Below are 20,368 nucleotides of genomic sequence, written 5' to 3'. Positions count from 1 at the left end.
AGCTCCTCATTTTTTGGGAAAAGTGAGATCCGGGATGGCGCGCCACTCGGGTGGGACATCGGGGAGCACGAATTGGTTGCAATCATGACCAGGCGGTGTGTAGAGCTTCTGGTACTGGTAGTGGGTCGCGATCCGCTTCACCATCTTGTCGATGTCGGGAAGGAAATCGGGATTCGATTTCAGGTCCGCCGTGGCCATCGTGAAATGCGAGAAGTCGACGTAGAAGCTGGACGACGCGATCTGCGGCGGCAGCTTGTCGGGATGTTGGGTCATGATCACCGGGATGATCAGGTGGCTGGGCAGCGTGTACCACTTGCTGCGCTCGGCCTCGAGCAGGCGCATGGCCGCGTACTCGCGGCGCGTGTAGGCATGGGCTTCGTATTTCGGCGTGTAGATGAGGATCATGCAGACGCTCTCGCACATCGCGCGCGCGATCTTGCGATCGAGGTCGTCGCCGCCGCCGAGTTGCTCGGTGTCGACGAAGAGCTCGTCCTCGTTGTCGAAATACGGTTCGAGGTAGCAGCGCAGCGCATCGGCCAGCGCTGTCTTGAACCGCTGCATCAACGCATGGCGCCCATGGGCGTAGCTGAAGAAGCAGCCGTACCGAATTGTCATTGCCTTTCCCCTGTTCAATACGCCGGCTGGCGCGCATGCGCATCCACCACTGTAGCGCTGCAGACCCTCGCCACTTTGCGTGTGCACAAACGGGCCGGCGCCGGGGCACAGGGCACGCGGATGCATTCCCTGAGGCATAATCAGTGTGATCCGAAGAACAACCACCACCAGAGGAGACAACATGAAAGCAATCGTATGCAAGACCTGGGGCCCGCCCGACAGCCTGGAACTGCAGGACCTGCCCGACATCCAGCCCGCCCCGGGCGAGGTTGTCGTCGACGTGCGCGCGGCCGGGGTCAATTTCCCCGACGTGCTGACCGTGCAGGGCAAGTACCAGCACCGCCCCGAGCTGCCATTCACTCCGGGCAATGAATTCGCGGGCACGGTGCGCGCCGTCGGCGAGGGCGTGAACGGCTTCAAGCCAGGCGACCGGGTGATCGGCTTCACCCGCGTCGGCGCCTTTGCCGAACAGGTGAGCGCGCCGGCCGAGATCCTGATGCCCATGCCCCCTGGCATGGACTTCGATACCGCCGCCGCCATCACCCTCACCTACGGCACCTCGCACCATGCGGTGGTCGACCGCGCGCAGCTCAAGGCCGGCGAAACCATGCTGGTGCTGGGCGCGGCCGGCGGCGTGGGCCTGGCGGCGATCGAGATCGGCAAGGCGCTCGGCGCGCGCGTGATCGCGGCGGCCTCCAGCGCCGAGAAACTGGAAGTCTGCCGCGCCCACGGCGCCGACGTGCTGGTCGACTACACGAAGGAAGACCTGCGCGAGGCCCTGAAGGCGGCCACCGGCGGCAAGGGTCCGGACGTGATCTACGATCCGGTTGGCGGGCCCTACAGTGAACCGGCGCTGCGTTCGATCGCCTGGCGCGGACGCCACCTGGTGGTCGGATTTGCCGCCGGCGATATCCCGAAACTGCCCTGGAACCTGATGCTCCTGAAGGGCGCCTCGGTGGTTGGCGTGTTCTGGGGCGAGTTCGCCAAGCGCGAACCAAAGGCGAACCTGGCCGCGATGCGCGAGATGCTGGGGTGGATGGCCGAGGGCAAGCTCAAGCCACTGGTGTCGAAACGCTACGCGCTGGGCGATACGGCGCAGGCGCTGAACGACATGGCGGAGCGCAAGGTGACCGGCAAGGTCGTGATCGTGCCTTAACCACAAGGACGCAGGGTGGGGTCATTGAGGCAGGGGCCTCAATGACGAACGTGCCCACGCGTCAGCTTCGCGTCGTGATTGCACGAAAAGCAGGCCAACAATGCTCGCCGTTCACGCGTGGGCACAGGGGCGCCCACCCTACTGCGCATCCGGCTTGAAGAATTTGATGACATCCTCCTGCACCCGCGTCCGCTTGAACGGCGGCAGGCTCTGCCAGATGCGGCGACCGTAGGGCTTGCTGATCAGGCGCGGGTCGCAGATCATCAGGACGCCGCGGTCCTCAACGTCGCGGATCAGGCGCCCCGCTCCCTGCTTGAGCGTAATGATCGCTTCGGGCAGCTGGTGGTGCATGAAGCCGTTCAGGCCCTGCTTTTCCATCACCTCGATGCGCGCCGCCAGCACCGGGTCGTCCGGCGGGGCGAACGGCAGCTTGTCGATGATGACCAGCGAGAGCGCGTCGCCGCGCACGTCCACGCCTTCCCAGAAACTCTGACTGCCCACCAGCACCGCGTTGCCCGCGTTGCGGAAGGAATCGAGCAGCTCGGTACGGCCGCGCTCGCCCTGCACGAACAGGGGGAAGTCCAGGCCGCGCTCGGCAAACTCGGTACGCAGGCGTTCGGCCACCTTGTTCACCGCGCGGATCGTCGTGCACAGGAAGAAGGTGCGCCCGCCGGCCGCCTCGATCACCGGCAGCGCGGTGTCCACCACGGCGTCGGTGTACTGGAAGGAGTTCGGCTCCGGCAGGCCGGTCGGCACGTACAGGATGCCCTGCTCGCCGTAGTTGAACGGGCTCGGCCAGGTCCGCGCCGGCTCGCCGGTCAGGCCCATCTGGTCGGAGAAATGCTTGAAGTCGTTCTTCACCGCCAGCGTCGCCGAGGTGAAGATCCAGCTGCGCGGCGTACCCTCGCGCTGGTTCTGGAAGATCGGCGCGATCGACAGCGGGGTCTTGTGCAGTTGCAGCGAGGAGTTGAAAGCCTCGACCCAGAGCACCGCCTGGTCGCCCTCGACCACCTTGCCCTTGGGCGTGGGATCGGCCTTCCAGGCGTCGAAAGATGCCTTTAATTCAACAGCGCGAACGCGGCATGCCTCAAGGGTCTCGGCGCGCTCGGCATTTTCTTCCAGCACGTCGATCAGGCCGTCGAGTTCTTCCTTGAGCTTGTCCAGCGCCGGGAAGAAGCTCGATGTCGGCGGCACCTGCGGCAGCGACATGCGCGTGCCGCCTTCCGGGAAGGTCAGGCGCAGGTCGCGCGCCGCCTTCTCGACCACGGTCACGACCTTGGCCCAGTCCGGGCCGCCGCGCGCATGCGCCAGGCCCTCGGCCAGCACGTCGCGGCACAGTTCGAGCACCTGGGAGGTCGAGACCGACTGGCCGAAGAACAGGGTCGCGGTGTCGGGCAGCTGGTGCGCCTCGTCGAAGATGATGGTGTTCGCCGAAGGCAGCAGCTCGGCCACGCCGGTGTCCTTCAGCGCCACGTCGGCGAAGAACAGGTGGTGGTTGACCACCACGACATCGGCCTGCTGGGCCTCCCGGCGCGCCTTCATCACGAAGCAGTCCTGGTAGTACTGGCATTCGGCGCCCATGCAGGTGTCGCGCGTGGACGTGACCAGGTTCCAGACGCTGGCGTTCTCCGGCACCTTGGTCAGTTCCGCCTTGTCGCCCGAGTTCGTCATCTTGATGAAGCGCGAGATTTCGCGCAGGTGGCCGACGTCGTCGCGCGAGGTCAGGCGCCCGTTCTGCAGGGTGCGCTCGAGGTGGAAGTGGCAGACGTAGTTCGAGCGGCCCTTGAGCAGGGCCACCGAGACCGGCGCCTTGAGCGCCTTGCGGATGGTCGGGATGTCGCGCAGGAACAGCTGGTCCTGCAGGTTCTTGGTCCCGGTCGAGACGATGGTCTTGCCGCCCCACAGCAGCGCGGGAACGAGATAGGCGAAGGTCTTGCCGGTGCCGGTGCCGGCCTCGGCCATCAGCACCTGCTGGTCGGCGATGGCCTGGGCGATGGCTTTCGCCATTTCTGTTTGGGACTGGCGCGGCTTGAAGGTGCCGACAGCGGGCGCGAGCGGACCACCGACGCCGAACAGGCGGTCGATTTCTTCGTCGTACTTGCCGGGAGGCGCAGATGGCGCCGCGTCGGCGGCCGGCTCGGCGCCGCCTGGCACAGGGAGGTGATCGGTCAAAATGAGCGTTTTTTGATGCGAAGAGAACTCAGGCCGGCACGTCCGGCACCAGTTGCATCTTCAGCAGGGTGATATGGTCTTTCAGTTGCAGTTTGCGCTTCTTGAGGCGGCGCAGCTGGAGCTGGTCGGCATGGCCATCGGCTGTCAGCATCGCGATGACCGCGTCCAGGTCACGGTGTTCAACGTCGAGTTCGATAATGCGGCGCTGGATGTCTTGGACATCGGTCATGATGGCGGTTCCAAACAGGTGTTTCAACAAGGCGGGGATGGCGGGACAGCTGACTGGCGCCTTGCCGCGTCAAGCTTACAGCTTGCAACACGGTGGCTTCTCGGTGCATAGTTTAATCTACAGCGACGTTGCCGCCAACAAAGATTGGCTGCCCAGCCACGGAAAGCATCAAAGTTTATGAATCTCTTCAAGATCGATGCGGGTACTGCGCAACACATCGGTAACCGCCCGCGGCAAAACGACAGGGTCGCCATCCTGACTGGCGCGCGCGCGCCCGGTCATGTGCTGGCGCTGCTGTCGGACGGCATCAACGGTGCGGCGGCGGCCGAACAGGTGCTGCACACGGCCAAGCAGGTGTTCGACAGCTTCAAGCCGGGCGACGGCCCGCATCCCGAGCGCCTGGCCCAGTTGCTGCGCGAGATCGTGCAGGAAACCCACCTGGTCATCAAGATGAATGCGGTCACCACCGGCGAAGAGGCGCATGCGAGCTTCGTCGGCCTGCTGCTCTCGCCCCATGGCGAGGCGGTCTGGGCCCACGTGGGCGATTCGCGTCTCTACCGTTTCGAGAACGGCCAGTGCACCGAGCGCACCAGCGATGCCGCCTACATCGAGCACCTGGTGGCCGATCGCCTGCCGCTCGAGGCGGCGCGCAACCACCGGCGCTCGAAACTGCTGCTCAATGTGCTGGGCAACAGCCGCAAGGAACCGTTCGTGACCGTTGGCATGCACACCAGCATCGCGGCGGGCGAGCAGTTCCTGCTGTGTTCGGATGGCCTCTGGCATTTCTTCACCGACGCCGAGCTCGGCGCCGCCCTGGCCCGCTCGACGCCGCGCCAGGCGTCCGAAATGCTCATCAACAAGGCGGCCGAACGCTCCCAGGGCAAGGGTGGGAATTGCTCGATGGTGATTGTGAAACTGGTCAAGCCGGTCCCGTAGGGTGGGCGCCCCGTGCCCACGCGTGAAGCCGGCGCCATGCTGGCGTTTGAAAGGCGTCTGCTTACCCTGTACGCGTGGGCTCGCGGACGCCCAATTCCGCCAGCGTTATGCTTGCTTCACGCGTGGGCACAGGGGCGCCCACCCTACTGCGCCGGTGACGATTTCTCGGCAGCCGCCTTCTCCTTCTCGGCCTTCGCTGCCTGCTTCGCCTCGCGCTCGGCCTTGCGCTCGGCCACTTCGCGCTGGCGCTCCTCCGACTTGCGGCGGCGTTCCTCGTAGGCGGCGGCGTTCGCGGCGCGCTTCGGTGCCTCGGCCGCTTCCTTCGCGGCGGCCTGCTGCGTGCGCTCCTTGTGGCGCGCCATGCGCTGGGCCACCGGCGACGGACGCGGCGGCGGGGTCACGTTCGGCGCCTTCGGCGGCGCGGACGGTTCGGCGGCCATGCGCGCTTCTTCCGCCTGGTACTCGGCTTCGGCCGCGGCCATCGCGCGGTCGCGTTCCTCGACCCGGTTCTTGCGCTTGAAATACTCGGCTTCGATCTCGATCGCGCGCTGGACCGCGAGCGCGATGCGGCGGCGCTCCTTGGCCTCGTCCAGGCAGTTGTTCACGAAGAATTTTTCATAGCAGACGGCTTCGCGCTCGGCATAGCGCGCCTCGATCGCCGCGCGCTCGGCGGCCACGGCAGCCAGGCGCTCGTCGGCCTGGGCCACCGAGGTGGTGGGCGAGGCCGGCGCCGGCGGCGGCGCCTGGCGCTCGCTGGCGCAGGCGGCCAGCAGGCCGAGGACCAGGGTGCAGGCTGCGCTGCGCAATACGGACTGTGCTTTTCTCATCTTGTTCCTTGTTGCCTTGTTTTGCCTTCGTTTGGCTGATCGGTCAGGCGATGGCGTCGGCCGCGCCGCGCCGCTCGGCGAGCATGTACTCGCGCGACTGCATCTCAATGATACGCGAGACGGTGCGGTGGAATTCGTTCGCCAGCATGCCCTGGGTATAGAGCTCCTCGGGTTCGCTCGCAGCCGACATGATGAGCTTGACCTTGTGGTCGTAGAACACGTCGATCAGCCAGGTGAAGCGGCGCGCTTCCGAGGACTGTCCGGCCGACATCACGGGAATGCCCGACAGGATCACGGTGTGGAAACGCGTGGCCAGTTCCAGGTAGTCGTTCTGGGAGCGCGGCCCGCCGCACAGCGTCGCGAAGTCAAACCAGATCACCCCGCCGGCGCGGCGCAGGGCGCGGATCTCGCGGTTCTCGATGTGCACGATCGGGCTCTCGTCCGCGGTGTCGGCCACTTTCGCATACGCCTCGCGCAACTGGTGGTCGGAGGCGGCGTTCAGCGGCGTGTAATACGCCTGCACCTGCTCGAGGGCGCGCTTGCGGTAGTCGTTGCCGGCGTCGACGTTCATGACGTCGAGCTTGTCCTGCAGGAGGGCGATGGTCGGCAGCATGCGGTCGCGGTGCAGCCCGTCCGGGTAGAGCGTGGACGGCTCGTAGTTCGAGGTCATCACGAAGGACACGCCGTTGTCGAACAGGGCCTTGAGCAGGTTGTACAGGATCATCGCGTCGGCGATGTCGGAAACGTGGAATTCGTCGAAGCAGATCAGGCGGTACTTCTTCGCGATGCGCTTGGCGACCTCGTCGAGCGGATCGGCGACGCCCTTCAGTTCATCGAGTTGATGGTGCACGGCGCGCATGAACTCGTGGAAGTGCAGGCGCGTCTTGCGCACCACCGGCACCACGGAATAAAAGCTGTCCATCAGGAAGGACTTGCCCCGCCCCACCCCGCCCCACATGTAGACGCCTTTCGGCACGTCCGGACGGTTGATGAGGCGCTTGAAAGCGGACGACCGCTGGGCCTTGTACTGGACCCAGTCGTCGTACGCCTGCTGCAGCCGCTCGACCGCGCGCGCCTGCGCCGGGTCGGACTTGAAGCCGCGCTCGGTCAGCGCGTGCTGGTAATACTCTTGGACGTTCATACGATTCTTGTCTTGCTGCGGGCTCGTGGATAAAACCGTGTCGCCTGCAAATAAGGACGTAGGGTGGACGGCTCTGCCGTCCACGCGTTCAGCGCACGTCTGCAAGCCGTTCAGTGGCTCATCACACGCTGGTTGAACGCGTGGACGGGGAACCCGTCCACCCTACGGTTCAGGGAACGACGCCAACATGTTTCATGCCGGCGCCATCACACTGGGTTTAGAAGTTCAGCGAACGCTTGTCGACAGCCAGCGCGGCTTCCTTGACGGCTTCCGACAGCGACGGGTGCGCGTGGCAGATGCGGGCGATGTCTTCCGACGAGGCCTTGAATTCCATCGCGACCACGGCTTCCGAGATCAGCTCCGAAGCGACCGGGCCGACGATGTGCACGCCCAGGATTTCGTCGGTCGTGGCGTCGGCCAGGAACTTGACCATGCCCGAGGTGTCGCCCAGCGCGCGCGCACGGCCGTTGGCCATGAACGGGAAGGTGCCGGCTTTATACGCCACGCCTTCGGCCTTCAGTTGCTGCTCGGTCTTGCCGACCCAGGCGATTTCCGGCGAGGTGTAGATGACCCAGGGAATGGTGTTGAAGTTGACGTGGCCGTGCTGGCCGGCGATGCGCTCGGCAACCGCGACGCCCTCTTCTTCCGCCTTGTGCGCCAGCATCGGGCCGCGCACGACGTCGCCCACCGCCCACACGCCCGGCAGGCTGGTGCGGCACTCGTCGTCGACAACGACAAAGCCGCGCTCGTCGAGCTGCAGGCCGACGGCTTCGCCGTTCAGGCCGATGGTGTTCGGCACGCGGCCGATCGAGACGATCAGGCGGTCGAAGGTGACGGTCTGCTCGGCGCCGGTCGAATCGGCAAACGCGACGGTGACGTCGTTCTCGCCCTTGGTGATGGCGCCGATCTTGCAGCCCAGGTTGATCTTCAGGCCCTGCTTGGTGAACAGCTTGTGCGCTTCCTTGGCGATCTGCTCGTCAACCGCGCCCAGGAAGGTCGGCAGACCTTCGAGGATGGTGACGTCCGCGCCGACACGGCGCCATACCGAACCCATTTCCAGGCCGATGACGCCGGCGCCGATCACGCCGAGTTTACCCGGGACGGCCTCGATGGCCAGCGCGCCGGTGTTCGACAGGATCAGCTTCTCGTCGAAGGGTGCGCCCGGCAGTTCACGCGCGTTCGAGCCGGTGGCGACGACGACGTTCCTGGCGGTCAGGGTCTCGGTAGTCGGACCGGTGACGTTGATGGTGTAGCCGCCTTCGGCCTTGCCGGCGAACGAGCCGCGGCCGTGGAAGAAGGAGACCTTGTTCTTCTTGAACAGGTAGAGGATGCCGTCGTTGTTCGCCTTGACGACCGAATCCTTACGCTTGAGCATCTGCGGCAGGTTCAGTTCCAGGCCCGACACGTTGATGCCGTGCTCGGCGAAAGCGTGGCCGGCGTGCTCGAAGTGTTCCGACGACTGCAGCAGCGCTTTCGACGGAATGCAGCCGACGTTGGTGCAGGTGCCGCCCGGAGCCGGCTTGCCCGCTGCATTGCTCCACTCGTCGATGCAGGCGGTCTTGAAGCCCAGCTGGGCCGCGCGGATGGCGGCGATGTAGCCGCCAGGGCCGCCGCCGATGACGACGACGTCGAATTGTTTCTCGTTACTCATGAATACGCTTCCTTATTTATTCTTCTGGGACAAAAATCCACATCAGCAGGTAGACCAGTGCGCCAAACCCCGAGGTCAGCAGGGTGAACAACACGAAGACCAGGCGCCAGACCCAGGCCTCGATGCCCAGCACGCCGTTCAGGCCGCCGCAAACGCCGCCGATCCAGCGGTCGGTACGCGAACGGCGCAGCGCGCGCAACTGGGTCTCGACCACGCTGCAGCCGGCCTTGAACTCGCTGGCGCCCTTGTTCAGGTTGACGCGCGGACCGGCGCCGCCAGCGCCGTTGCCGGGATAGGATCCCGACAAGACCTTCGCCTTGGCCTGTTCGAATTCGGCGTCGCTCAGGGCGCCGGCCTGGTGCAGTTCGTGCAAACGCCGGATTTCGTCGGAGATCATGGCAGTCCTCACTGGTTGCGGAAGTCATGCGCGCCGCCCGGCGGCATGACTTCCGTACTACTTCTACTTCACTACCTGCTACGTTACTGCGGAATTACAGGTCGAGCAGCAGGCGGGCCGGATCTTCCAGCGCGTCCTTCATGGCGACCAGGCCCAGCACGGCTTCGCGGCCGTCGATGATACGGTGGTCGTACGACATCGCCAGGTAGTTCATCGGACGGATGACGATCTGGCCGTTTTCCACGACAGCGCGGTCCTTGGTCGCGTGCACGCCCAGGATTGCCGACTGCGGCGGATTGATGATCGGGGTCGACAGCATCGAGCCGAACACGCCGCCGTTCGAGATCGAGAAGGTACCGCCCGACAGGTCTTCCAGGGTCAGCTTGCCGTCTTTTGCCTTCTGGCCGAATTCGCCGATCTTCTTCTCGATCTCGGCGATCGACATCTGGTCGGCGTTGCGCAGGATCGGCACCACCAGGCCACGCGGCGAACCGACCGCGATACCGATGTCGAAGTAGCCGTGGTAGACGATGTCGTTACCGTCGACCGAGGCGTTCAGGATCGGGTACTTCTTCAGGGCGGCGACAGCGGCCTTGACGAAGAAGGACATGAAGCCCAGCTTGACGCCGTGCTCTTTCTCGAACTTGTCCTTGTACTTGTTGCGCAGTTCCATGACCGGGGCCATGTTCACTTCGTTGAACGTAGTCAGGATGGCGTTGGTCTGCTGGGATTGCAGCAGGCGCTCGGCGATACGGGCGCGCAGGCGGCTCATCGGCACGCGCTCTTCCGGACGGTCGCCCAGGTTCGCGACCGGTGCGGCGACCTGTTGAAGCGCTGGCTTGGCCGCCGCTGGAGCGGCCGCCGGCGCCTGCGCAGGCTTGTTGGCAACGGCGGCCAGGGCGTCGCCCTTGGTCACGCGGCCGTCGCGGCCGGTGCCGGTGGCATCCGAGGCGCTCATGTTGTTGTCGGCCAGGATCTTGGCGGCGGCCGGCATGGCGACGTCGCCTTTGGAACCGGTCGATGCGGTTGCCGCAGCGGCGGCAGGCGCTGCCGCTTCAGGGGCCTGCTGCACCGGCGCCGAGCGCACTGCGACCGGGCTGGTCTGTGCCGAGGCTTCGGTATCGATGATCGCGATGACTTCGCCCGAGGTGACGGTCGCGCCATCGGCCTTGATCAGCTGCACGATCACGCCGGCGCTCGGGGCCGGCAGTTCCAGGACCACCTTGTCGGTCTCGATGTCGATCATGTTTTCGTCGCGATCGACCTGCTCGCCGACCTTCTTGTGCCAGGACAGCAGGGTTGCTTCAGCGACCGATTCCGACAGTTGGGGGACCTTGACTTCGATTTGTGCCATGTAAAACTCCGATTGATTATTCTGTATGCAAAGGCCCCCGCGGCGCTTGTGGCGCGACGGGGGCAGTGGTGTTATTTCGTCAGGATGAAGCCCTTGAGCTTCGAGAACGCGGTTTCCAGCAGTTCCTTCTGCTGCGCCACGTGCTTGTCGGCATAACCGACCGCAGGCGACGAGGAAGCGGCGCGACCGGCGTATGCCAGGCGCTGGCCTTCTTCCATGCTTTCGAAGATGTTGTGCTGGATCTGGAACCACGGACCCTGGTTCTGCGGTTCATCCTGCGTCCACACCACTTCGGTCGCGTTGCTGAATTTCTTCAGCTCGGCCGCGAACGACTTGTGCGGGAACGGATACATCTGTTCGATACGGATGATCGCCACGTCGTTGGCGTTGCGGGCCTTGCGGGTGTTGACCAGGTCATAGTAGACCTTGCCCGAGCAGACCAGCACACGCTTGACCTTGGCTGCGTCGATCTTCTCGTCCACTTCGCCGATGACGGTCTGGAAGCCGCCCTTGGCCAGGTCGGTCAGCGGCGAGCCGGCGTCCTTGTTACGCAGCAGCGACTTCGGCGTGAAGATCACCAGCGGCTTCCTGAACTGGCGCACCATCTGGCGGCGCAGCAGGTGGAAGATCTGCGCGGCCGTGGTCGGCTGCACCACTTGCATGTTGTTGTCGGCGCACAGCTGCAGGAAGCGCTCGATACGCGCCGACGAGTGCTCCGGACCCTGGCCTTCGTAGCCGTGCGGCAGCATCATGACCAGGCCCGAGGCGCGGCCCCACTTCGCTTCGCCCGAGGCGATGAACTGGTCGATGACGACCTGGGCGCCGTTGACGAAGTCGCCGAACTGGGCTTCCCAGATGGTGAGCGTGTTCGGTTCGGCGGTCGAGTAGCCGTACTCGAAGCCGAGCACCGCTTCTTCCGACAGCACGGAGTCGATCACGGTGAAGTTGGCCTGGTTTTCCGACACGTTGGCCAGCGGCAGGTAGATACCCTGGTCCCAGCGCTCGCGGTTCTGGTCGTGCAGCACGGCGTGGCGGTGCACGAAGGTGCCGCGGCCGGCATCCTGGCCCGACAGGCGTACGGCGTAGCCCGAGGCCAGCAGCGAAGCGAATGCCAGGTGCTCGCCCATGCCCCAGTCGAGGTTCATCTCGCCGCGGCCCATGGCGGCGCGGTCGTTCAGGACCTTCTCGACCAGCGAGTGCGGCTTGAAGTTCTCGGGCACCTTGGTGATGCGTTCGGCCAGGCGCTTCAGCTCGGTCAGCGGCACGGCGGTGTCGGCGGCGTCGGTCCACTTCTTGTTCAGGAACGGCGCCCAGTCGACGGCGTACTTGTTCTTGAAGTCGGTCAGCACCGGGTCGACGGTGTGCTTGCCGGCGTCCATGGCGGCGCGGTACTCGGCGACCAGCTGGTCGCCCGCTTCGGCCGGAATGGTGCCCTGGGCAGCCAGCTTCTCCGCGTACAGCTTGCGGGTGCCCGGGTGCTTGGCGATCTTCTTGTACATCAGCGGCTGGGTCAGGGCCGGGGTGTCCTGCTCGTTGTGGCCCAGCTTGCGGTAGCAGACGATGTCCACGACCACGTCCTTGCCGAATTCGGTGCGGTAGTCCATCGCGATCTGCGAGGCCAGCACGACCGCTTCAGGATCGTCGGCGTTCACGTGCAGCACCGGCGCTTCGATCATCTTGACCACGTCCGAGCAGTAGATGGTCGAACGGGCGTCGCGCGGGTCGGAGGTGGTGAAGCCGATCTGGTTGTTGATGACGATGTGGACCGTGCCGCCCGTGCCGTAGCCGCGGGTCTGGGCCAGGTTCAGGGTTTCCATGACCACGCCCTGGCCGGCGAAGGCGGCGTCGCCGTGGACCAGGATCGGCAGCACTTCCTTGCCCTGGCGGTCGCCGCGGCGTTCCATGCGTGCCTTGACCGAGCCTTCGACGACCGGGTTGACGATCTCGAGGTGGGACGGGTTGAAGGCCAGCGACAGGTGGACCGGGCCGCCCGGGGTCGAGATGTCGCTCGAGAAGCCCTGGTGGTATTTCACGTCGCCTGCCGGCAGGTCGTCGGCGTGCTTGCCTTCGAATTCCTCGAACAGGTCGGCCGGGCTCTTGCCCAGGGTGTTGACCAGCACGTTCAGGCGGCCGCGGTGGGCCATGCCGATGACGATTTCCTGCACGCCCTTTTCACCGGCGCGCTGGATCACTTCGTCGATCGAGGCGATGAAGGATTCGCCGCCTTCCAGCGAGAAACGCTTGGCGCCGACGTACTTGGTGTGGAGGTAGCGCTCCAGGCCTTCGGCCGCGGTCAGGCGCTCGAGGATGTGCTTTTTCTTTTCGGCGGTGAAGGCCGGGGTCGAGCGGATCGACTCCAGGCGTTCCTGCAGCCAGCGCTTTTCTGCCGGATCGCTGATGTACATGAACTCAGCGCCGATCGAACGGCAGTAGGTGTCGCGCAGCCAGTTCAGGATGTCGCGCAGGGGCGCGGTTTCCTTGCCGAAGTAGGTGTTGCTGATGGTGAAGACGGTGTCGAGGTCCGCTTCGGTGAAGCCGTAGAAGCTCGGGTCGAGTTCCGGCAGGGGCGGACGCTCCTGGCGCTGCAGCGGGTCGAGGTTGGCCCAGCGGGAGCCGAGGTAACGGTAGGCGGCGATCAGCTGGGTCACGGCGACGCGCTTGCGGCCGAGTTCAGCATCCGGGGAGGCGATCACGGTGCGGATCGGACCCTGTTTCGCGCGTTCCGCGAACGAAGCGACCACCGACGAGTGGACCACGTCCGGGCGGTTCGATCCGTCAACCGCGGGCACGTGCTGCATCTGGTCGAAATAAGCACGCCAGTTTTCCGGAACCGAGCCCGGATTATTCAGGTACGCTTCGTATAACTCTTCCACGTACGGCGCATTACCGCCGAACAGGTACGAGTTCGCATTCTGTTGCTGCATCATTCTTGCTCACCTTTCTTCGCGCTTCGCGAGTATGGGGCGGGTTAATCTAACCTTCCGCGACACGGCCTGACCGGTTAGCGGATCGCACTTACTACATCAAGTTGTGGGGGAAGGACGTATTACAAGGCAAACGGGGTCCTGGCTGCCTGGCGTAGGCAACCTGGCCCGCAACATTGTAACGCAAGCGCAGTGGCCAGACGGGCTCTGTAGCCAGAAATTATTTATTTCTATTTGTAAAGCTGCACGCGATACGAGGTCTGCGGTTGACCGGCTAAATGATAATCGTTATCATTTGAGGATGAGCTCATCCGGACCTACTACTCCAGCAACCCCGGCCGCCCCTTCCGCCCCGGCTTTGCCGGGGCCGCGCCGCGCCGTCTATCTCAAGCAGCTGCACCAGTGGCACTGGATCAGCTCGGCAATCTGCCTGATGGCGATGCTGCTCTTCAGTATTACCGGCTTCACCCTCAACCACGCGGCCCAGGTCGAGGCCAAACCCGAGGTGACACGCCTGACGAACGCGGTGCCGGCAGCCTTGCTGCCGGGACTGCAGGCCTATGCCGAACAGCATGCCGACGCCGAGGCCCCGGTGCCGGCGGAGCTGGCCGAATGGGCGAACGGCGCCTTCCCGGTCGACCTGCGCGGCCGCAGTGCCGAATGGAGCGAGGAAGACGCCTACATCGCCCTGCCGCGTCCGGGCGGCGACGCCTGGCTGCGCATCGGCCTCGACGGCAAGGCCGAATACGAGAAAACCGACCGCGGCTGGATTTCCTGGCTCAACGACATGCACAAGGGCCGCAACACCGGCGCCGTGTGGAGCTGGTTCATCGACATCTTCGCGCTCGCCTGCATCGTCTTCTGCATCACCGGATTCCTGATCCTGAAGTACCACGCGGCCAACCGGCCGTCGACCTGGCCGGTGATCGGCCTCGGCATCGTGTTGCCGGCCGTGCTCGCGCTCCTGTTCGTTCACTAATTTAAAGAAGGCACCGCATGAAACTGTCCCCATCGCTTGCCGCCCTGTCGCTGCCGCTGATTTCCAGCGGCGCGGTGGCGGCCGACCTGTCCGTCAAGTTCGAACTGCCGCAGATGAACGTGGCCGAGTACCACAAGCCCTATGTGGCGATCTGGATCGAACGCGCCGACCAGACTGTCGCTTCCACGCTCGCCGTGCTGTACGACGTCAAGAAGAAAGACAATGCCGGCGAAAAATGGGTCAAGGACATGCGCACCTGGTGGCGCAAGGCCGGCCGCGAAGCCCAGCTGCCGATCGACGGCGTGAGCGGCGCCACCAAGGCCGCCGGCACCCACACCATGCGCTTCGGCCCCGCGCGCACCGGCATCGACAAGCTGCCCGCCGGCGACTACAAGCTGGTCGTCGAGGCGGCGCGCGAAGCGGGCGGCCGCGAGCTGGTGCGCGTGCCCTTCACCCTGCCCGCCAAGGGCAAGGTGGCTGCCAGCGCCAACGGCAAGGAAGAGCTGGGCGCCGTCTCGATCGAGATCAAATAAGCAAATCCACTAAAGCCAATTCCAACAGCGGAGCCAACATGCACAACAAGCTGATCAAACACGGCGTCCTCGCCCTCGTCCTGGCCGCAGCGGCCGGCGGCGCCAGCGCCCACCGTCCCTGGATGGTGCCGACCTCGACCCTGGTGGAAAAGGACGACGCCTGGGTGACCATCGACGGCGCCGTCTCCGACGGCCTGTTCGACGTCGACCACGTGCCGCTGCGCATGAACGGCCTGACCGTCACCGCCCCGGACGGCACGACTTCCCCGGCGCCGGAGTCGGTGATGGGCAAGATGCGTTCGAGCGTCGACATCCCGCTCCCGCAGGACGGCACCTACCGCATCGCGCTGGTCAGCAACAATGTGATGGGCAGCTACAAGTTAGGTAGTGAAACGAAGCGCTTCCGCGGCAGTGAAGCCGATTTCGCCAAGCAGGTGCCGGCCGGCGCGCTTGAGGTAAAGAAAACCATCACCAACCAGCGCATCGAGACCTTCGTCTCGGCCCGCAAGACCAGCGAAGGCGCACTGAAGCCGACCAATGTTGGCCTGGAAATGGTACCGCTGACCCACCCGAACGACCTGCGCGCCGGCGAGACCATGCGCGTGCGCTTCCTGCTCGACGGCAAGCCGCTGCCCAAGCTGGGCTTCAGCATGGTGCCGGGCGGCGTGCGCTACCGCGGCACGGTCGGCGAGATCCGCCACACCACCGACGCCAAGGGCGAAGCCAGCTTCAAGCTGCCGGCGCCGAACATGTACTGGGTGAACGCCGTTTATCCGCCGGCGCCGGGCAAGGGCGCGCCGCCACCGGATGCGCCGGAAACCCGCCGCTACGCCTACACGGCCTCGCTCGAGATCCTGCCGGAGTAATTCGCTTCCCGCATGCGCCAGGTCCTCGTTCCCCTCGACATCGATCCTTCCCTTCCCCCAGCCGGCAGCGTGCTGGTCGAGAAGGCCGGCGCGACCATGGGGACGAGCTGGTCGGCGCGGCTGATGCTGCCCCCTGGCGTGCGCAGCGAGCTGGGCGCGCAAATGCAGGACGAGCTCGACGGCATCGTGGACGAGATGAGCCACTGGGAGCCCGGTTCCGTCCTCGGACGCTACAACCGGAGCGAAGCGGGCAGCTGGCACGCGCTGCCGCCGCGCTTTTTTGCCGTGCTCGACTGCGCGCTGCAGGTGCACGAGGCCAGCGGCGGCGCCTACGACCCGTTTGCCGGCGCGCTGGTGAACCTGTGGGGCTTCGGTCCCGAGCGGCGCTACAACCAGCCCGGCTTCTACGCCCCGGCGCCCGGGCGCGTACAGGAAACGCTGAGCCACCGCGCCTCGCTCCATCCCGTGCTCGACCGCGAAAGCCGGCGTCTGCTGCAACCGGGCGGCGCCCTGCTGGATCTATCCTCGGTGGCCAAGGGCTATGCGGTCGACCGCCTCGCCTTTTGCCTGGAGCAGCACGGCGTGCGCCACTACGTGGTCGAGATCGGCGGCGAGCTGCGCGGCGCGGGCATGAAACCCGGCGGCGAACCCTGGTGGGTGACGGTCGAAGGCGTGCCGGGCTGCGACAGCGTGCCGGCCGTGGCCGCGCTGCACGGCCTGGCGATCGCCACCTCGGGCGACTACCGCCGCTATTTCGACCACGGCGCCGGGCGCGCCTCGCACACCTTAGACCCGCGCAGCGGCTACCCGATCGCCAACGATATCGCCTCGGCCACCGTGCTGCACCCGCAATGCATGGCGGCCGATGCCCTCTCGACCACGATCACCGTGCTCGGGCCTGATGCCGGCCTGGCCTTCGCCGAGGAGCAGGGGCTGGCCGCGCGCCTGCTGCTGCGGCGTCCCCACAGGCTGGAAGAACTGACGACGAGCGCCTGGCGCGCGATGTTGCAATGACCCTGCAATAAGCTTGCAATGACCCCGCAATGATGCTGACCATCGATCCCCTGCGCTGGGGCAGCGCCCTCGCCCTCCTCGCCGCCTATGGCGGCATGTGCGCCGCCCTGCTGCGCCGGCCGAAAGCGCCTGCCCTGCCCGCCCCCCTCGAGGGCGACTGGCTGGTGGTTTACGCCAGCCAGACCGGCAACGCCGAATACCTGGCGCGGCAGACCGCGGCCACGCTCTGTGCCAGCGGCCTGGACGCGCGCGCCGTCTGCATGTCGGCGCTGGACCCGCCCGCGCTGGCCGGCGCCACGCGCGCCCTGTTCATCGCCAGCACCTATGGCGAAGGCGACGCCCCCGACGCGGCGGCGCGCTTTGCCGGCGTTACGATGGCCGGCGACGCCGACCTGTCGCGGCTGCACTATGGCGTCATGGCCCTGGGCGACAGCAGCTACACGAATTACTGCGGCTTCGGCCGCGCGCTCGACGCCTGGCTGCGGGCGCGCGGCGCCACGCCGCTGTTCGAGCGCATCGACGTCGACCGCGGCGACATGGACGCGATCGCCAACTGGCAGCACCAGCTCAGCCACCTGGCCGGCACCAGCGACGCGCCGGACTGGGAGGCCCCAGCCTATGGGCAGTGGCGCATCGCCGAGCGGCGCCTGCTCAACCCCGGCAGCGCCGGCGCCCCGCTCTACCGCGTAGCGCTGGCGCCCGTCGACGGCGTCCTGCCCGACTGGGAAGCCGGCGACCTGGTGCAGGTGAGTGCGCCGCGCGACCCCGGCCTGCCGCGCGAATACTCGATCGCCTCGATCCCGAGCAAGGGCAGGATCGAACTGCTGGTGCGCCTGCAGCGCCATGCCGACGGCAGCGCCGGCGCCGCATCGGGCTGGCTCTGCCTGGATGCGAACGAGGGCGACAGCATCGCCCTGCGCGTGCGCAGCCATGCCCGCTTCCGCCTCGGCGAGAACGCGGCGCGGCCGCTGATCCTGGTCGGTAACGGCACGGGGCTGGCGGGCCTGCGTGCGCACCTGCTGGCCCGCATCGAGCAAGGCGTTCATCAGAACTGGCTGGTCTTCGGCGAGCGCAATGCCGCGCACGATTTCCTGTGCCGCGAGGAGCTGCAGGACTGGCGCGACGGGGGCAAACTGGCGCGGCTCGACCTGGCTTTCTCGCGCGACGGCACGGGTCCGCGCTATGTGCAGCATGCCCTGCTCGAACACGCCGACGAGCTGCGCGCCTGGGTCGAGCGCGGCGCGGCGATCTATGTGTGCGGCAGCCTGCAGGGCATGGCGACCGGGGTGCACGAGGCGCTGGCCGACATACTCGGGCCCGATGCCCTTGATGATCTGGCGGCCCAGGGCCGTTACCGCCGCGACGTCTATTGAACCCGAGGGCGTGATCAGTACCGCCCCGCTGCCCAATTCCTCATCGAAGAAAGTTTTCCTTTTCGGATCAATGACTTGACTCGCCAGAACCGCACCGACTCACAAGTTTATCCACAGTTTCTGTGAAGAACATGGATGCCCGTCGCGCTGCTCAGCCTCACCCGGCAATGCCGTATTGGTTCGGTATCGCGCGCAGCGTGGCGCGGCGCAGGTAATCGGACTTGCTTGCGGTTCCGACCCTGTCGTAGAGCTGGGCCAGGCCGCTGCGGTCGATCTGGATCCGTCCCCCCACCTTGGGCATGGCCTTCATCTCGCGGCGAACCTTCACCTGTGCCTTATGCCCGCTCGTGAGCTTGACCAACAGCTTGAAGAGGAAACGGTTCAAGGCATACACACGTCCGGAGAACGCATGGCTGTCATGGACCGTGATCTCCAGATCCTGCTTGCGGCCGACCTTGTCGAACCACTGCACCACCTGCTTCGGCACATGCTTCAACAAGTCGTCGACCAGGAGCTGGTGAACGGCATCCACCGGCTCGAAAACGATTTCCGGGCCATAACCCCACATGTAGGCCCGGGCGGCATTGTCCTCGGCCAGCATGATGTCCCGTAGCCGGTTTTCCCATTCCGGAAAATCCTGCTTGACCGCTTCGTCGAGTTCGGCGGCGACGGCCGCCAGGTCCTGCCAGTCCGGTCCCAGCGCGAACCGGAGTGCTTCCTGCAGGCCGCCATCGCCAGCGCCCTGGACATCGACAAAACCGGGGCCGGAAGCGCTTGCCAGTTTTTCGAGGTCGGCGTCGAGCGTGGCGTAGCCCCAGAACGAGTCGTTGATGTGCGCGGCCGGCATCGTCATCACCTTTTCCGATCCGAAGCCGAAGGCATAGACCACGATCCTGCTCTTGATGTCGCGGACCATCTTGCCGCCCCGTAGGGGCAAGCCAGCTTCGTGACGCACCGACAGCCGCCGTCCGTGAAGGGCCGCGATGGCGTCATCGTGATCGATTTCGACGCCATGCGCGAAACGCAGGCGATCGGCATACTTTAGCCTGGCCACTACGACCTGGGCTTCCAGATGCTCCGCAAGCGCATCGGCACGCACCGCCTTGTCCGGGAATTTCAGGATGAACTCATCGTTCATGGCGGAGCATGTAATGCCCGGCAAATCGGGAAACGCATGCTTCCTGAAGTGATTTGCCGGCCAATCGTAGACAGTCGTACTGAGCAGCCGGTCGGTCCCCAGGCGCAGGAGCGAGAAACAGTGATCGTTCTTATCGATGACCAGGGTCCTCAGGCCGTTCTCGACCGCCGCGAGCGCGACCGAAATGCCGCCCACGCCGGCTCCCAGCACGGTCACGTCGTAGTCGACAGGCTTGTCCGCATACTCCTGCTCGCTCTCGGTCCTTTCCTCGAAGAGCTTCGCGCCCACCGCCGCATTGACCAGCGTCCGCGCCCGCAATACCTGGTCGCGCATGCTGATATAGGCCAGCCCGCGGTTGATATCGAACTGGTTGCTGCCGACGTTGAAGGCAAGAAGGGCAAGACTGTTCTCGTCCTTGATGGTCATAAGGCTATCCCCTGCAATGCGAACAATGCCTGCAGCTCTTTCTCATCGAGCTTCAACAGGTCGGTGGCAACCAGCGTACGTGCGTCCATCCCGCCGAATTCGCTCGCAAGGAAGCTGCGCGCGGCGCGTGGTGCCTCCTGGCGGAACTCGTCAACCAGCCCGGTGGGTGCACGCCTGTCGATCACAGGCGGCGCCGCGTCCGGCCGTTGCCGCTGTCTGCGCACTTCCGGTGGGAGCAGCTTGTCGAGGACCTGCCGGCTGAGCGGCGGCGCGCCGCTGGCCAGCACCGACCCTTCCCGATGAAAGCGATACAGGCCGGAACCGACCCGATCCACCCAGTAGCCCCATCGTGGCTGCTTCTGGCCCAGTTCCGAGTCCACCGCACTGGTCATGCCGGATGGAGAAGGATCCGGCACCCTCTTCTCCACAGCAAGGGCCAGCGCCGCGGCAACCAGGTCGCTGCGGCGGTACACGCGGTCGGCATCCAGTTCCGCAAGCTGGCGGAATAATTCACGGACGATTTCTCTCAACATGGCTACTCCTGAGTGAACGCCTCCTGCGCAGGCCAATGGATGCTGTGCGGAAAGCAACGTCGCAGTCTACTGTACGTGCTTCGCTACTGACAATTCCAGTCGCA

The 20,368-nt window shown here is 65.5% G+C and carries 18 protein-coding genes; 7 read left to right on the top strand and 11 right to left on the bottom strand.

Going from position 1 to position 20,368, the window contains the following annotated elements:
• Nucleotides 1-6: 6 nt before the first annotated feature.
• Complete coding sequence (locus ACSUZJ_RS08140; RefSeq protein ID WP_499415015.1) at nucleotides 7-615, bottom strand: toll/interleukin-1 receptor domain-containing protein; 609 nt, start codon at nucleotides 613-615, stop codon at nucleotides 7-9.
• A gap of 181 nt (nucleotides 616-796) precedes the next feature.
• Here ACSUZJ_RS08140 and ACSUZJ_RS08135 point away from each other — a divergent pair, with 181 nt between their 5' ends.
• The gene (locus ACSUZJ_RS08135) at nucleotides 797-1,771 is read left to right on the top strand and encodes an NADPH:quinone oxidoreductase family protein (protein ID WP_499415013.1); all 975 of its coding nucleotides are present in this window, start codon (nucleotides 797-799) and stop codon (nucleotides 1,769-1,771) included.
• Between the two features lie 138 nt (nucleotides 1,772-1,909).
• Here ACSUZJ_RS08135 and yoaA read toward each other — a convergent pair whose 3' ends face one another.
• Nucleotides 1,910-3,943, bottom strand: a complete 2,034-nt coding sequence (yoaA, locus tag ACSUZJ_RS08130; RefSeq protein ID WP_499415012.1) for a DNA repair helicase YoaA — start codon at nucleotides 3,941-3,943, stop codon at nucleotides 1,910-1,912.
• A gap of 28 nt (nucleotides 3,944-3,971) precedes the next feature.
• Nucleotides 3,972-4,172 (bottom strand): YdcH family protein, encoded by a 201-nt coding sequence (locus tag ACSUZJ_RS08125; RefSeq protein WP_056333185.1) that lies wholly within the window; start codon nucleotides 4,170-4,172, stop codon nucleotides 3,972-3,974.
• Nucleotides 4,173-4,349: 177 nt separating this feature from the next.
• Here ACSUZJ_RS08125 and ACSUZJ_RS08120 point away from each other — a divergent pair, with 177 nt between their 5' ends.
• A complete protein-coding gene (locus ACSUZJ_RS08120; RefSeq protein ID WP_499415010.1) occupies nucleotides 4,350-5,108 on the top strand; it encodes a PP2C family protein-serine/threonine phosphatase in 759 nt (252 codons plus the stop codon).
• A 143-nt stretch (nucleotides 5,109-5,251) separates the two neighbouring features.
• Here the strand turns inward: ACSUZJ_RS08120 and ACSUZJ_RS08115 are convergent, their stop codons facing one another.
• The 6 genes from ACSUZJ_RS08115 to ACSUZJ_RS08090 form a co-directional block, all read right to left on the bottom strand.
• On the bottom strand, nucleotides 5,252-5,935 hold the full coding sequence (locus ACSUZJ_RS08115; protein ID WP_499415009.1) for a hypothetical protein: 684 nt from the start codon (nucleotides 5,933-5,935) through the stop codon (nucleotides 5,252-5,254).
• Between the two features lie 43 nt (nucleotides 5,936-5,978).
• On the bottom strand, nucleotides 5,979-7,076 hold the full coding sequence (gene zapE, locus ACSUZJ_RS08110) for a cell division protein ZapE (protein WP_499415007.1): 1,098 nt from the start codon (nucleotides 7,074-7,076) through the stop codon (nucleotides 5,979-5,981).
• Between the two features lie 217 nt (nucleotides 7,077-7,293).
• Nucleotides 7,294-8,727 (bottom strand): dihydrolipoyl dehydrogenase, encoded by a 1,434-nt coding sequence (gene lpdA / locus ACSUZJ_RS08105; RefSeq protein WP_499415006.1) that lies wholly within the window; start codon nucleotides 8,725-8,727, stop codon nucleotides 7,294-7,296.
• Between the two features lie 16 nt (nucleotides 8,728-8,743).
• Complete coding sequence (locus ACSUZJ_RS08100) at nucleotides 8,744-9,124, bottom strand: PspC domain-containing protein (RefSeq protein WP_499415004.1); 381 nt, start codon at nucleotides 9,122-9,124, stop codon at nucleotides 8,744-8,746.
• Nucleotides 9,125-9,218: 94 nt separating this feature from the next.
• Nucleotides 9,219-10,478 (bottom strand): 2-oxoglutarate dehydrogenase complex dihydrolipoyllysine-residue succinyltransferase, encoded by a 1,260-nt coding sequence (gene odhB / locus ACSUZJ_RS08095; RefSeq protein ID WP_499415002.1) that lies wholly within the window; start codon nucleotides 10,476-10,478, stop codon nucleotides 9,219-9,221.
• A gap of 71 nt (nucleotides 10,479-10,549) precedes the next feature.
• Nucleotides 10,550-13,405: a 2-oxoglutarate dehydrogenase E1 component gene (locus tag ACSUZJ_RS08090; RefSeq protein ID WP_499415000.1), complete on the bottom strand. Its 2,856-nt coding sequence runs from the start codon at nucleotides 13,403-13,405 to the stop codon at nucleotides 10,550-10,552.
• Between the two features lie 298 nt (nucleotides 13,406-13,703).
• On the opposite strand from ACSUZJ_RS08090, the gene ACSUZJ_RS08085 reads away from it, so the two are divergent.
• Genes ACSUZJ_RS08085 through ACSUZJ_RS08065 form a run of 5 tightly spaced genes read left to right on the top strand, consistent with a single transcriptional unit; the run spans nucleotide 13,704 to nucleotide 18,167 of the window.
• Complete coding sequence (locus tag ACSUZJ_RS08085) at nucleotides 13,704-14,381, top strand: PepSY-associated TM helix domain-containing protein (protein WP_499414998.1); 678 nt, start codon at nucleotides 13,704-13,706, stop codon at nucleotides 14,379-14,381.
• 17 nt (nucleotides 14,382-14,398) lie between these two features.
• Complete coding sequence (locus ACSUZJ_RS08080; RefSeq protein WP_499414996.1) at nucleotides 14,399-14,914, top strand: DUF2271 domain-containing protein; 516 nt, start codon at nucleotides 14,399-14,401, stop codon at nucleotides 14,912-14,914.
• A 38-nt stretch (nucleotides 14,915-14,952) separates the two neighbouring features.
• Nucleotides 14,953-15,780: a DUF4198 domain-containing protein gene (locus ACSUZJ_RS08075; protein ID WP_499414994.1), complete on the top strand. Its 828-nt coding sequence runs from the start codon at nucleotides 14,953-14,955 to the stop codon at nucleotides 15,778-15,780.
• Nucleotides 15,781-15,792: 12 nt separating this feature from the next.
• Complete coding sequence (locus ACSUZJ_RS08070) at nucleotides 15,793-16,794, top strand: FAD:protein FMN transferase (protein ID WP_499414992.1); 1,002 nt, start codon at nucleotides 15,793-15,795, stop codon at nucleotides 16,792-16,794.
• Between the two features lie 29 nt (nucleotides 16,795-16,823).
• Nucleotides 16,824-18,167: a sulfite reductase subunit alpha gene (locus ACSUZJ_RS08065; RefSeq protein WP_499414990.1), complete on the top strand. Its 1,344-nt coding sequence runs from the start codon at nucleotides 16,824-16,826 to the stop codon at nucleotides 18,165-18,167.
• A gap of 157 nt (nucleotides 18,168-18,324) precedes the next feature.
• On the opposite strand, the gene ACSUZJ_RS08060 is transcribed toward ACSUZJ_RS08065, so the two are convergent.
• Both ACSUZJ_RS08060 and ACSUZJ_RS08055 read right to left on the bottom strand, forming a co-directional pair.
• Nucleotides 18,325-19,731 carry an NAD(P)-binding protein gene (locus ACSUZJ_RS08060; protein WP_499414988.1) on the bottom strand — a complete coding sequence of 469 codons (1,407 nt, stop codon included), beginning with the start codon at nucleotides 19,729-19,731 and terminating at the stop codon, nucleotides 18,325-18,327.
• Nucleotides 19,728-20,264 (bottom strand): hypothetical protein, encoded by a 537-nt coding sequence (locus ACSUZJ_RS08055; protein WP_499414986.1) that lies wholly within the window; start codon nucleotides 20,262-20,264, stop codon nucleotides 19,728-19,730. The genes ACSUZJ_RS08060 and ACSUZJ_RS08055 overlap by 4 nt, the downstream gene beginning before the upstream one ends.
• Nucleotides 20,265-20,368: the final 104 nt, after the last annotated feature.

Origin of the sequence: Telluria sp. B2, from assembly GCF_051789535.1 — a bacterium.
GTDB lineage: Bacteria > Pseudomonadota > Gammaproteobacteria > Burkholderiales > Burkholderiaceae_D > Telluria.
This window is presented reverse-complemented; position numbering and strand designations above follow the sequence as displayed.